Source organism: Cupriavidus sp. MPR-AND1C (assembly GCF_058809705.1).
Genome location: NZ_JBXASU010000023.1, coordinates 1 through 13324, shown reverse-complemented (window position 1 = coordinate 13324; position 13324 = coordinate 1). Strand labels below are relative to the sequence as shown.

Genomic DNA, 13324 nt, shown 5'->3' with positions numbered 1-13324 from the left:
GCGGGCTAGCGCAAATGCGACAGTGGCAACGGCCCGTCGCGCTTGAGCGCGGTCAGCACGATGTTGGAACGCACGCTTTCCACACCCGGCACGCGCATGAGCTTCTTCATCGTGAATTCGGCCAGCGTTGGCAGGTCGGGCACCATGATGCGCAGCAAGTAGTCAGCCTCGCCGGCCACCGAGTAGCACTCCTGCACTTCCTCCAGCAGCAGGATGTCCTCGCGGAAGCGCTCGACGATGGTGTCACCGTGGTGGGCCAGCTTGACGCTGGTGAACACCATCACGCCAAGCCCGAGCGATGGCGGCGACAGCACCACCCGGTAGCCGGTGATCACGCCGTCGGCCTCCAGCCGCGCGAGCCGACGCCCGATCTGGCTGGGTGAGAGATGAATGCGCTCGGCGAGCTGCTGGTGGGTGGAGCGGCCGTCGGTCTGCAACGCCGCCAGCAGCGCGAGGTCGAATGGGTCGAGATTGATCATGGTCATGTCGCTTCGGTCGCTTCGGTCGCGTTGGACAGGTTCGACGCGTTAGGCGCGCTAGGCGCGTTGGTCGAGTCGGAATCGCTTCTTGTTGTGCACCAGGCCTGCGGGTAGGAATGCTACCCCCGCCGCCGCCTGGCGGTACGCCGATTGTCGACGGCAGCGCACCCACGCACATTTCCCGCAGACAATACCAAATTTTTGCGCGACTGATGCATCTCATGACGAAACAAAGCCGTTTTTGCGGGCCACTTGCGTCACGTCCTAGCTAAACTGTGCGGCAAATCCGCAGGAGATAAAACATCATGGACGCAATGGCTACCGCCACCCACGCTGGCGACGCCCAGGCCAGCTTTTCCGGCACCCTGACCGACAAGCTCAAGGAACAATTCGACGCCGGCCTGCTGTCCGGCCAGGAATTGCGCCCCGACTTCACCATCGCGCAGCCACTGGAACGCTATACGGACACCGACCACGCGGTGTGGGCCAAGCTCTATGACCGCCAGGCCTCGATGCTGCGCGGCCGCGTCTGCGATGAGTTCCTGCAAGGCCTGTCCACGCTGGGCATGGAGCGCGACCGCGTGCCCAGCTTCGACCAGCTCAACGAAACCCTGATGCGCGCCACCGGATGGCAGGTGGTGGCGGTGCCCGGCCTGGTGCCGGACGCGGTGTTCTTCGAGCACCTGGCCAACCGCCGCTTTCCCGCCAGCTGGTGGATGCGCAAGCCCGAGCAGCTCGATTACCTGCAGGAGCCCGACTGCTTTCACGATGTGTTCGGCCATGTGCCGCTGCTGATCAACCCGGTCTTCGCCAACTACATGGAGGCCTACGGCAAGGGCGGGCTCAAGGCCGCTTCGCTGGGCGCGCTCGACATGCTGGCGCGGCTGTACTGGTACACCGTGGAGTTCGGCCTGATCCGCACACCGGAAGGCCTGCGCATCTACGGCGCGGGCATCCTGTCGAGCCAGGGCGAATCGATCTACAGCCTGGACTCGGCCAGCCCCAACCGCATCGGCTTCGATGTGCGGCGCATCATGCGCACGCGCTACCGCATCGACACCTTCCAGAAGACTTACTTCGTGATCGACAGCTTCGATCAGCTGTTCGACGCCACCCGCCCAGACTTTGCGCCGCTGTATGAGGAACTGCGCGCACAGCCCACGCTGGGCGCGGGCGACGTGGGGCAATCCGACCTCGTGCTCCAGCGCGGCTCGCGCGAAGGCTGGGCCGACAGCGACGACGTCTGACACGCGCTACCGGCGCTACCCGCGCGCATCCTTTGTGAAACAATGACGGCATGCCTGCTCCGCCCCCGCCTCCCTGCACATCGCAAGGGCCGGGAGGCCGGGCAGGCCGGCCGGCATTGCCCTTTGCCAACTTCCTTTTCAACCATCGAGCCCCTCATGTCCCCTGCGCCCGTCGTGCCCCTAACGCTTGAAGAACGTGCACCGCTGCTGGCCAGCCTGTCCGGCTGGAGCACCGTCGATGACCGCGATGCGATCCACAAGCGCTTTACCTTTGCCGATTTCAACGCCGCCTTCGCCTTCATGACGCGCGTGGCGCTGGCCGCGGAGAAGGCCGACCATCATCCTGAGTGGTTCAACGTCTACAACCGGGTCGACGTCACCCTGTCCACCCATGACGCCAACGGCCTGACCCGGCGCGACACCGATCTGGCCGCCTTCATGGACCGCGCGGCTGCTTCGCTGGCAAAAGCCTGAGCGCGCACGCGGCAAGCCAGGACACGCTGGAGACTGTAGGCAAACCGAAAGCTCGCCGGCGGTCGTGCGCTGTACAATCGCTGGCTGACCGTTTGTAACTTTCGTTACTCTCCCGATTCCTTTCCTGCCCCCCAGCCTGCCACCATGCGTATCCTTCTGATCGAGGACGACCGCCAGATCGCCAGTGGCGTCGAAGCCGGCCTGGCCCAAGCCGGCCATCAGGTGCGCGTGGTGCACGACGGCGTCTACGCCACCGAGCACCTGCTGCGCGAACAACACGACCTGGTGATCCTCGACCTGGGCCTGCCCGGCATCGACGGCATGACCCTGCTGGCGCGCTACCGCGCCCGCAACCGCACCACCCCGGTCATCATCCTGACCGCGCGCGACGAACTCGAAGACAAGCTCTCTGGCCTGAACGCCGGCGCCGACGACTACCTGGTCAAGCCCTTCGCCCTGCCCGAGCTGGAGGCGCGCGTGCGCGTATTGCTGCGCCGCAGCCAGCACGGCGAGGCCGCGCCCGAGCGCGACGTGCGGCTCGGCCGGCTACGCCTATCGGGCAACGACCGCCGCATGTTCATCGATGGCAAGCCGCTGGAGCTTTCGCCGCGCGAATTCGCCGTGCTGGAGCTGCTGCTGCAGCGCCAGGGCCGCGTGGTCAGCAAGGCGCAGCTGCAGGACCATCTCGCCACTTTCGCGCATCCCGCAGGGGAAGGCGGCGACACGGTCGGCGATACCGCCATCGAGGTCTACGTGCACCGCGTGCGCAAGAAGCTCGAAGAATGCGACGTGGAGATCGTGACCGTGCGCGGCTTCGGCTACCTGCTGCAGATCCGCGCCGGCACCTGACGCCGCGCCCAGGGAGAAGCCCGCCATGTGGCTGCGCCCACGTCCTCCCCAGCCTCCCAAGGCCCTGACCGATGCCGCCGGTGGCGCATCCGGCAAAGCCGCAACGCCCGCCGCGACGCCATCCGCGCGCTCGCCCTCCACGCAAAGCCTGCGCGTGCACTTGCTGCGCGCACTGGCCACGCCACTGTTCGCGCTGGTGCTGACCAGCGGCTCGCTCTCCTACTGGCTGGCGGCGCACTACACCACGCAGGTATTCGACCGCGCGCTGTATGGCGTGGCCAACAATATCGCCCAGCAGATCCGCATTGCCGGCCCCCGGCTGGAGCAAGACATCCCGATGATTGCGCAGACGCTGGTCGAGGCCGAAGGCACCGACCGCATCTACTGGCGCATCCACGGCCCCGACGGGCTGATCGGCGGCATGGACACCTGGCTGGGCTACGGCACCGGGCAAACCTCGCTGCACGATGCGCGGCTCTTCTACGCCTGGTTCAGCGGGCGCCAGGTGCGCGCCGTGCGGCTACCGGTCAACCTGCCCAGCCCGGCCTCGGATGAACTGGCCACCAGCGAAGCCGGGCGCGTCCCGCGCGGGCCCATCGTGGTGGAAGTGGCTGAACTGCTGGATCGGCGCGAGACCGCCGCCAACGAAATCCTGCTTTCGGTCTCCGTGCCGCTGATCCTGCTGCTGGTGGTGGGCAGCCTGATCCTCTCGCACGTGCTCAAGGAAGAGCTGGTGCCGCTGCAGATCCTCACCGACAAGCTCAATCGCCAGACCGCGCGCTCGCTGGCGCCGCTCGATGAAACCCAGGTGCCGGCCGAAGTGGAGCCGCTGATCCGCGCGCTCAACGCGCTGCTGGCCAGGCTGCGCGATGCGCTGGACGCGCAGCGCAAGTTCATCGCCGATGCCGCGCACCAGTTGCGCACGCCGCTCACCGCCGTCAAGCTGCATGCCGACCGTGCGGTGCAGTCGGTGGATCCCGCGGTGACGGACCACGCGCTGCGCGAGCTGCAATCGGCGGCCGACCGCGCGGTGCGCCTGTCCAACCAGTTGCTCTCGCTGGCCCGTGCGGAGCCTGGGCTGTCGCTGGAGCGGCTGGGCCCGATCGAGCATTTCGACCTGGCCACGCTGGCCTTCGAGACCGGCGCCGAGTGGGTGCCGCAGGCGCTGGCGCGCCAGATCGACCTTGGCTTCGAGACCTTGCCCGGCCCCACCTTTACCGGCGCGGCGCCCTCCACGGTACGCGGCAACCGCTTGCTGATGCGCGAAGCGCTCAGCAACCTGATCGACAATGCCGTGAAATATGTGCCACCCGGCGGGCGCATCACCGTGCGTGCCGGCGGCGAGGCGCTTGGCCATCGTGGCATGGCGGTGGTGATGGTGGAAGACAACGGGCCAGGCATTGCGCTGGCGCGCCGCGAGGAAGTCTTCAAGCGCTTCTTCCGCGGCGACCATACGCCGGGGCCCAATGCACCGGCGCAACCGCCCGGCGGCGCGGGCCTGGGGCTGGCGATCGTGCATGAGATCATCGGCCTGCATCAGGGCACCATCCGCATCGAGGATGTGCCCGCCTCCGGGGAGGAGGTTGAGGCACGCGGCATGCGCTTTGTGATCCGCATCCCGTGCGAGGCCGCCGGGACGGTCTGAGGCAGGACAAGCCGCGACGCGGCTCGCCCTTCTCTTTTCAAGCGCCCTGCCTAGCCTTCTTTTCCTTCGGCGCCAGCATGGTGCCGCGGCATTTCGGGCTGCCGCAGCGGCACTCGAACTCCTTTTTGAGCTTCTTGGTGTAGCGCGCGTCGATCACCAACCCATAGTCATAGAACAGCTCCTCGCCGCCGGCGATGTCGCGCAGCGCGTGGATGAACACCCGCCCCTTCTTCTCGCGCGCCTCGCAATTGGGCTCGCAGGCGTGGTTGATCCAGCGCGCGCGGTTGCCGCCGAACTTGGCGTCGATCACGTCGCCGTCTTCCAGGCTGAAGTAGAAGGTATGGTTGGGATCCGCCGGATCGTGCGGATGGCGCTTGAGCGCTTCCTTCCACGAGATGTGCTCGCCCTTGTATTCGATGATGCGCTCGCCCTCGGCAATCGGCGCGTTCGCATAGACGCCCTTGCCATGCACGCCAGAGCGGCGCACTTCCACGCGGTCGGACGCGGTCTTGCGCTTGCCTTGCTTCGGACTCTTGACGCGCCTGGCGTCTTTCGCGTCAGTCCCTTCCTGCTTCAATTCCGCTTGCTTTGCCTGTTCCGCCATGTGCCATCCCGTATAGATCCGCCTGCCACCCCGCGTGGCTGCGCGCCGCCCGGGCGCGATGGCGATGATACCTGCCCATATTGGCCGCGGCATCCCCTTGCCGGCAAATAGGCGTATACGGGCAAACCGCCTGAACCTGTACACGTCAGGCCAGGTATACGTCACGCTGGTTTACGGGGAGACCCGCCGTCAAAACAGCCTCAATCAGCACCCCTGTGTTTACGTATACAACCGCGCCCCCGCTGATCATCTGTGGATAACCCGGCAAAAATCTGGGGATAAAGACATGCAATTCATGTGGGCTGCCTGGGGTTGGCATGGGGATGCATCGGGCATAAGTAGGAGGGTTGCACCCGACACCCTCCGCCAGAAGGATAAGTCATCCACGTCCGCCAACACCGGGTCCCACCACTTCTGCTTCTTGCAACACGCTGATTTTAAAGGTGTTAATTGGGTTATCCACAGAAAAGGCAGCCGTTTACCTACTACTACTATCTGTATACATTAAAGAAAGAAGTAAACAGAAAGGACTGCGTCCGGCGATCGGTGCGCAAAAAGAACCCGGCAAAAAATAAAGGGCTGAAAAGCCGCTTCAGGCGTGGCTTCTTTTTTGAGCAGAGGGAATTTGCTGGCCGCGGCACGGTTTACTGCCGCGCCTCCATGGTTTTTTGACGAGAAAGACCGCGTATACGCCTCGTCTCCATGCTGGGCGTGGACGTATACGTGCCGCTTGGCGGAGGTATACGTCCACGCAGCCCGGCGTGTAAACGCGCACCGTTCACTGCGTCGATTGACGCATGCATGAGGCGAATAGCCTCAAGATCCCGACCTCGCTTGCACATCAAGCATCATGCACAATAGTGCAGAGCCTTCCCTGGCAGTCCCACGAGCCTCGCTGCTACGCTGCAATGGGTACGCGGCCCCGCAGCTCGGCGCCAGCGAAAGAAGCGCTCATAGCGCCCATAGGGCCCCTTTACGAGCGAGCGCAGCCGCTGCGCGACGGGCAACTGCCGTTGACGCCCGACCGGAGCCCGGGCGTCAGAGGAATTTCGCGCTGCGCGTACCGGGCCGCGCTACGGCAATGCAATGCCCCTGAGAGGGCCTACGAGGCCACTGGAGCCGTTTTTCAGGCATGGATGCCCTGTGGGACACCTGGGCGCGTTAACTCGCCTGAGGCCCATCCTGAAGCCGCCGAAGTCCCTGCTTATCTCCCCTAATCCCCACAAAGCCCCAGCCAGCGCGGCCTGGAGCGGGATGCGCTGTAACAATCTGTTCCCGGTTGACCTGGCCCGACACGGTATGATGTGGCCCGCGGCGCCTTTGCCGGCGCCGGTGCGCAGTGCGCCGGCCCAGCCAGGCGTCCTTGTTTTATCAACTCGACACGGAGTGAAGCATGACGAAAACCGAACTGATCGACGCCATCGCGGCCGGCGTGGACGGCCTGACCAAAGCCAAGGCAGAACAAGCGCTGAACGTGACGCTTGGCGCCATCATGGAAGCCGTGGCCAAGGGCGACACCCTGAGCTTGATCGGCTTTGGCACCTTCAGCCAGGGCGAGCGCGGCGAACGCATGGCGCGCAACCCGCGCACCGGCGAAGAAATCAAGGTCGAAGCCGCCAAGACCGTCAAGTTCAAGGCTGGCCAGAAGTTCAAGGACGCAGTGAACCAGTAAGTCCCGCGGGCGGTTTCGTGCCAGCCCCGTTGGATCAACCCCGCCGTGCCGCCACCAGTTGCCTGATGGCATGGGTGAGCGCCAGGCGGGGCGCGTTATCCACAGTGTTTGACCCGCGGTTATCCTGCCGCTTCGCGGTATACGCCGCACCCTCCGCCAGCCCGGTAAGATAGTGCCCTATCGGCGCCTTCCCTCTGTAAATACAAGGGTCTAGGACGTCCTGCTCAGTAGGCCTCTCATGCACCTTCGTTCGCCGCGCGGCAGATTTCCACAGCTTTATTCACAACGTTTCCCACAAAATTTTCCACAGGCACGAGCGCTTGGCCTGAGCCTGCTGATGACGCTCGCGCTGGTCTCGGGTTGCACCACGCCTGCTCCGCCCGCCCGGCCTCAGGCGATCCCCCTCCCCGATACGGAAAAACCCGTCACAACGCCCGGCGCCACGCAGCGCCAGCGCATCGTCGAGATCGCCTGGCAGGAATGGCAGCGCTGGGGTGGCCAGACCGTGCGCCTGGGCCGTGACGACACCGCGTGCGTGGCCGACAGCCCGCTGCCGGCACCCGTATTACCCGGCATGCCGGTGGCGGGGGGCAATGCGGATGGTGCGGATGCCGCAGACCGCTCCGCCGATCGCGAGGAAGAAGAGAGCGGCGAGTCAGCCTGCCTGCACTTTCCCGATGGCACCGGCATGGAGGCCACGCCGCAGGGCTGCAAGCTCGCCCAACGCTACTGGGCCATCGTGGGCAAGGCCGTCACCTGCCGCCAGATCACCCGGGGAAACTGGGCCTGGTCTGCCGTATTCATTTCCTGGGTGATGCGCAAGGCGGGCCTTGACGATCGCCAGTTCCTGACTGGCGATTCGCATTCGATGTACGTGGTGGACGCGCGCGACGGCATCCTGCCCGCGCCGGCGTTCCGCATCGAGCCGTTGCCCGCCATGCCCCGCCCGGGCGATGTGATCTGCGCCGCGCGCGGGCGCGACAAGTACCTCGACAGCGCGGCCGAGATCGGCTTTGGCACCACGCCCATGCACTGCGACATCGTGGTCGAGGTCGACCCGGCGGCACGCCTGGTCAAGGCCATCGGCGGCAATGTCCAGCAATCGGTGTCGATGGAGCTGATCGAGCTCGGTGATTCGGGCATGATCGACGGCGTCACCAACTCGCACATGCCGTGGCTGTTGATCATGCGCAACACGCTGCCCTGAGCCTGAGCCTGAGGCGCTGCGGGTAGCCCCCGGCTTGACCAGTACCGCAAAATCATTAACATGGTAATTAATCGGGCAGCGGGATGGGTTGCCCCGCACTAACATCCCGGCCCGACCCCACCTGAACCGCATTCCGAAAGCGCGCGCACCGACGCCGCGAGCAACGCGAGAGGAGACCTGCATGGCTGTTGCCAACTGTCATCCGGCGGAATGGGAGGCGCGCGTCAAGCTCGCCGCCTGCTACCGCATCTTCGACCGGCTGGGCTGGACCGAGCTGATCTACAACCACATCACCTTGCGCCTGCCGCCGGAGGCTGGTGGCGACGGCGGCAATCCCCATTTCCTGATCAATCCCTTTGGCCTGCGCTATGCGGAGGTCACGGCTTCCAACCTGGTGAAAATCGATCTGGCGGGGCAGGTCATCGGTGAGAGCCGCTGGCCGGTCAACCCGGCCGGCTTCACCGTGCATGCGGCCATCCACGCCGGCATCCCGGGCGCGCACTGCGTCATGCACACGCACACCACGGCGGGCATGGCGGTCGCCTGTTCGGCGCAGGGCCTGTCGATGAGCAACTTCTACGCAGCGCAATTGTTCGACAAGGTGGCCTACCATCCGTTTGAGGGCATCACCGTGCACGACGACGAAGGGCCGCGCCTGGTGCGCAATATCGGCGACAAGCCCGCCGTGATCCTGCGCAATCATGGCCTGCTAGCCTGGGGCGACAGCATTGCACGTACCTTTTCCACGCTCTGGCTGCTCAACCGCGCCTGCGAGATCCAGCTGGCTACGCTGGCCATGGGGGCGGCGCTGCCGGTGCCCGAGGAGATCCAGCGCAAGTGCACGCGCGACTCGCTGCAGTTCAATCCCAAGTTCGGCGCGGGCGAAGATGTGTTTGCAGCACTGACCCGTGAAATTAACCGTATCGATGAATCGTATCGTGATTAGTAATCATTGATTCGTTGTGTGAATAAAAATACAGGAACAAGGCAGTCATGACATCCCTATGCATCGTCGGCGCAGGTGCCGTCGGCGGCTTTATCGGCGCACGGCTCGCCCGCTCCGGCCAGGCGCTGAACGTACTGGCGCGCGGCCAGACGCTGGAGGCGCTGCGTTCGCAAGGCCTGACCCTGATCGAGGGCGAGCGCACCGAGACGTTTCCGGTCAACGCGCAAGGCGATCCCGCAGCGCTAGGTACGCAAGATGTGGTGATCCTGGCAGTGAAAGCCCCGGCATTGCCGCAGCTGGCGCAGACCATCGGGCCACTGATCGGCCCTGATACGGTGGTGGTGACGGCGATGAACGGCGTGCCGTGGTGGTTCTTCGAGCGGCCCGGCCCGCATGCCGGGTTGTCGCTGCGCACCGTGGATCCGCAAGGCGCCATTGCGCGCGCCATTCCTGGCGCGCAGGTGATCGGTTGCGTGGTGCACCTCACCGCCTCTACGCCGGCCCCGGCCACGGTGCGCCACGGCTTTGGCGCGCGCCTGATCCTGGGTGCCGCAGGTGGCGCTACGGGCATGGCAGCCGGCAAGCTCGAGGCCGTGGCCAGCCTGCTCGCCAGTGGCGGCCTGGAAGTCGAGCGCAGCGCCGCGATCCAGCAGGACATCTGGTTCAAGCTGTGGGGCAATATGACGATGAACCCGGTCTCCGTGCTGACCGGCGCCACCTGCGACCGCATCCTCGACGATCCGCTGGTCAATCGTTTCTGCCTGGCTGTGATGGCAGAAGCCAGCAAGATCGGCGCGGTCATCGGCTGCCCAATCGCGCAGAGCGGCGAGGAGCGCAACCAGGTCACGCGCAAGCTGGGCGCTTTCAAGACTTCGATGCTGCAGGATGCGCAGGCCGGGCGGCCGGTGGAGATCGATGCGCTGGTGGCATCGGTGCGGGAAATCGGCGAGCACGTCGGGATCGCGACCCCCAACATCGATGCGCTGCTGGGGCTGGTACGGCTGCATGCGCAAGTGCGTGGGCTTTACTGACCCGGTGTGTCCGGATAACGGGGTTTGTATTCCCGCTACTAATCAAAGTGACCTGTATGTTTTATTTTTAATAAATGGCAGGAATTTTTTTGACCTGAATCGCCAGGACTTGGCCCACTGATTGTTGAGTGAACTGCTTCGACGACACGAAAATTATTCGTGTGATGAATATTTTATATTGTTTATCGGTCGAGTTCATTGTTGGTAAAAATAAAAAAGGGCCTCCATGAGGCCCCTTTTTTACCCTTGCGGCGCCAGCTTCGCGCGCTGGCGCCCCGCCCATATCCCCTCGACCGCATAAACAACCAGCGATATCCAGATCATCGCGAAGCCGATCTGCTTGCTGGCCGGGAACGGCTCGTTCCAGAGCCATACGCCGAGCAGCAGCTGCAGCGTCGGGCCGGTGTACTGCAGCAGCCCCAGCAAGGACAGCGGGATACGCCGCGCGCCGGCCGCAAACAGCAGCAAGGGGACGGCGGTGACCGGCCCGGCAAGCAGCGCCAGCAACTGCACCCCGCCGCCCACCCCGGTGAAGTCGGCCTGGCCCGTCGCGAACATGTAAGCCAGAGCGCTTGCCGCCAGCGGGAACAGCAGCATGGTCTCCAGCGAGAGGCCTTCCAGCGCGCCCAGCGTGGCGGTCTTGCGCAGCAGCCCGTAGCCGCCGAAGGTGGCGGCCAGCGCCAGCGCAATCCATGGCAACTGGCCCGCGGCCACGGTCAGCCAGACCACGCCTGCCGCGGCCAGCGCAATGGAGGCCCACTGGCCGGGACGCAGCCGCTCGTGCAGGAACAATACGCCCAGCAGCACATTGAACAGCGGGTTGATGAAGTAGCCCAGGCTGGCGTCGACCACCCGGCCATTCGATACCGACCAGATGTAGAGAAACCAGTTGCCGCTTAGCAGCAGCGCACTGGCGACGAAGCCGGCCAGCAGGCGCGGATTGGTCCAGACTCCGCGCAGCCAGCCCCAGTGGCGCCGCCAGGTCAGCACCAGCCCCAGGAACACCAGCGACCACACCATGCGGTGCAGCAGGATCTCCATAGGCGCGATGCCGTGGAGGGATTTGATATAGAGCGGCAGCAAGCCCCAGATGATGTAGGCGAGCAGCGCGTAGATGATGCCGGTTTGCATGAAGAGTCCCAAGGAATCGGGGGATTCTACCGGCGTAAAAAAACCCGTGCTGGGCACGGGCTTATGGCTGGCTTGCGCCACCTCGCGCAGACGGCTGCAGCGCGCTTACAGCTTGCGTGAAAAGCTGAACTGCGAGAATGCCTGCTCGGCCACGTTGAACCATGCTGCTTCGTTGTTGCGAAAGACGCGCCAGTCGTCGTAGATCTTCTTGAACGACGGATTCTTGGCGGTTTCCTCGGCGTAGGCGTCCTGGGTGGCCTTGAAGCAGGCTTCCATGATTTCCTTGGAGAACGGACGCAGCTTCACGCCGTTTTCCAGCAGGCGGGCCAGCGCTTGCGGATTGACCGTGTCGTACTTGGCCATCATGTTGGTGTGGACTTCGATCGTGGCCGTTTCCAGCGCGCGCTTGTACAGCGCGGGTAGCTTCTCGTACTCGGTTGCCGACGAGTAGAAGGACAGCTGCGCGCTGCCTTCCCACCAGCCAGGGTAATAGTAGTACGGGGCGACCTTGTAGAAGCCGAGCTTCTCGTCATCGTACGGGCCAACCCATTCCGCCGCATCGATGGTGCCTTTTTCCAGCGCGGGATAGATGTCGCCGCCAGCAATCTGCTGCGGCACCACGCCCAGGCGCGACAGCACCACGCCAGCGAAACCGGCGATCCGGTACTTCAGGCCCTGCAGGTCGGCAACCGTCTTGATCTCCTTGCGGAACCAGCCGCCCATCTGCGCGTTGGTATTGCCGCCCAGGAAATTGACGACGTTGTATTCCTTGAAGAATTCGCGCATCAGCTTCATGCCATTGCCCTGCATCATCCAGGCGTTTTGCTGGCGCGAGGTCAGGCCGAACGGGACGGTGGTGTCAAAGCACAACGTCGGGTTTTTGCCGAAGTAGTAGTAGCCGGCGGTGTGGCCGATCTGGACGGTGTTGTTTTGCACCGAGTCCAGCACCTGCAGCCCCGGCACGAGTTCGCCGGCGGCGAAGACCTTGATGTTGAATTTGCCGTCGGTCAGTTCCTTGACCCGTTGCGACAGCAGTTCGGCGCCACCGTAGATGGTGTCAAGCGACTTGGGGAAGCTCGAAGCCAGGCGCCATTCCACGGCCGGATTGCTGCCGATCACGGCCGGTGCGCTGGCACCGGCGGCGGCCGGCGCGGCGGCCTTTTCTTCCTTGCCGCACGCGGCCAGCGCACCCGTGGCGGCCACGGCCGATGCCTTCAACAGAAAGGAACGACGTTCCATGACTTCTCCTCTTTTATAGATTTTTAATGCGGCAGCAGGGGATGGGCACGCCCGCGTCATGCGCGGGCATTTCGCTCTGTACCGAGACGCGCAAGCAGCCAGGGTAAGGCCACCGCGCAACAATGAGCCTGTTACGCAGACACGCCAGGAATGTGGCGTATCCTGGCATGCCTTCGTAACAGGCTCGGGGGCGCCGGTCCGTACCCGTCGGACAGGCCAGACGATTATAGCGGTGGCCCTTTCGCCACGGGAGGCCGTGCAAGTGCGGGTTTTCGCTAGGAAAGTGCAGATTTAGGGGCGCCCGTACATCGTCCTGTCATCCCGTGCCGCTCCCATTAGCATGACCGCACCGTCGCATACCGGACGCCGCAAACGACGTATCCCATATGGTGAGAAGGACGCCCCGCCGCGGATTTTGTAACCCCGCTTGCGGTCCAATCGGTCGACTGTTAAAAAATCACGCCTTACTGGTCCTGCCCTATGTTGTTTGCCGTTTCGCCCGCCTCCGGCCGCTTGCCGGTGCTCCGCTCGCGTTGCCTAGCCGTTGTCTTGCTGGCCGCCTGGGGATTGAACGCGTGCGCGCAGACCGGACCTGACCTGGCGGCAGCCGATGTGCCGGCCGCGCCCATGGCGGCACAGCGTGCGGCTACCCCGCCTGAGGCTGACCCGCTGGCAGCGCTGATTTCGAACGAACAATCGGCTGCGGCCCCGATAGCCGGCGATGCTCCAGTCGCGGCAATCACGCAGGAAGCGCCCAAAGGCGCCGCTGCGGATGGTGCTTCGCCCGCCACCAGCACCGC

The 13324-nt window shown here is 64.6% G+C and carries 12 protein-coding genes and 1 pseudogene; 9 read left to right on the top strand and 4 right to left on the bottom strand.

What is annotated here, in order from left to right; all coding sequences use genetic code 11:
• Positions 1–5 precede the first annotated feature (5 nt).
• Positions 6–485, bottom strand: a complete 480-nt coding sequence (locus AC1RWI_RS14960) for an Lrp/AsnC family transcriptional regulator (RefSeq protein WP_043350872.1) — start codon at positions 483–485, stop codon at positions 6–8.
• 308 nt (positions 486–793) lie between these two features.
• On the opposite strand from AC1RWI_RS14960, the gene phhA reads away from it, so the two are divergent.
• The 4 genes from phhA to AC1RWI_RS14940 all read left to right on the top strand — a co-directional run bounded on the left by phhA (position 794) and on the right by AC1RWI_RS14940 (position 4694).
• Complete coding sequence (phhA, locus tag AC1RWI_RS14955; RefSeq protein WP_043352471.1) at positions 794–1726, top strand: phenylalanine 4-monooxygenase; 933 nt, start codon at positions 794–796, stop codon at positions 1724–1726.
• Positions 1727–1882: 156 nt separating this feature from the next.
• Positions 1883–2200 carry a 4a-hydroxytetrahydrobiopterin dehydratase gene (locus AC1RWI_RS14950; RefSeq protein WP_492867199.1) on the top strand — a complete coding sequence of 106 codons (318 nt, stop codon included), beginning with the start codon at positions 1883–1885 and terminating at the stop codon, positions 2198–2200.
• 144 nt (positions 2201–2344) lie between these two features.
• Complete coding sequence (locus tag AC1RWI_RS14945) at positions 2345–3049, top strand: response regulator transcription factor (RefSeq protein ID WP_043350877.1); 705 nt, start codon at positions 2345–2347, stop codon at positions 3047–3049.
• A 25-nt stretch (positions 3050–3074) separates the two neighbouring features.
• Positions 3075–4694, top strand: coding sequence for a sensor histidine kinase (locus AC1RWI_RS14940; RefSeq protein ID WP_043350879.1), 1620 nt, complete (start codon positions 3075–3077; stop codon positions 4692–4694).
• A gap of 37 nt (positions 4695–4731) precedes the next feature.
• On the opposite strand, the gene AC1RWI_RS14935 is transcribed toward AC1RWI_RS14940, so the two are convergent.
• On the bottom strand, positions 4732–5298 hold the full coding sequence (locus tag AC1RWI_RS14935; protein WP_052494720.1) for an SET domain-containing protein: 567 nt from the start codon (positions 5296–5298) through the stop codon (positions 4732–4734).
• 1393 nt (positions 5299–6691) lie between these two features.
• Here AC1RWI_RS14935 and AC1RWI_RS14930 point away from each other — a divergent pair.
• The 4 genes from AC1RWI_RS14930 to AC1RWI_RS14915 all read left to right on the top strand — a co-directional run bounded on the left by AC1RWI_RS14930 (position 6692) and on the right by AC1RWI_RS14915 (position 10154).
• On the top strand, positions 6692–6970 hold the full coding sequence (locus AC1RWI_RS14930) for an HU family DNA-binding protein (protein WP_006162250.1): 279 nt from the start codon (positions 6692–6694) through the stop codon (positions 6968–6970).
• A gap of 238 nt (positions 6971–7208) precedes the next feature.
• On the top strand, positions 7209–8177 hold the full coding sequence (locus tag AC1RWI_RS14925; protein WP_492867196.1) for a DUF2272 domain-containing protein: 969 nt from the start codon (positions 7209–7211) through the stop codon (positions 8175–8177).
• Between the two features lie 181 nt (positions 8178–8358).
• Entirely contained in the window at positions 8359–9123 is a 765-nt protein-coding gene (locus AC1RWI_RS14920) for a class II aldolase/adducin family protein (protein WP_492867194.1), read from the top strand.
• Between the two features lie 47 nt (positions 9124–9170).
• A complete protein-coding gene (locus AC1RWI_RS14915; protein WP_043350889.1) occupies positions 9171–10154 on the top strand; it encodes a 2-dehydropantoate 2-reductase in 984 nt (327 codons plus the stop codon).
• Between the two features lie 240 nt (positions 10155–10394).
• Here the strand turns inward: AC1RWI_RS14915 and rarD are convergent, their stop codons facing one another.
• Positions 10395–11285, bottom strand: coding sequence for an EamA family transporter RarD (gene rarD / locus AC1RWI_RS14910; RefSeq protein ID WP_492867192.1), 891 nt, complete (start codon positions 11283–11285; stop codon positions 10395–10397).
• 105 nt (positions 11286–11390) lie between these two features.
• The gene (locus AC1RWI_RS14905; protein ID WP_043350893.1) at positions 11391–12524 is read right to left on the bottom strand and encodes a TRAP transporter substrate-binding protein; all 1134 of its coding nucleotides are present in this window, start codon (positions 12522–12524) and stop codon (positions 11391–11393) included.
• 480 nt (positions 12525–13004) lie between these two features.
• Between AC1RWI_RS14905 and AC1RWI_RS14900 the strand changes: the two are divergent.
• Positions 13005–13324 (top strand): annotated as a pseudogene (locus tag AC1RWI_RS14900) (hypothetical protein); the annotation flags it as partial.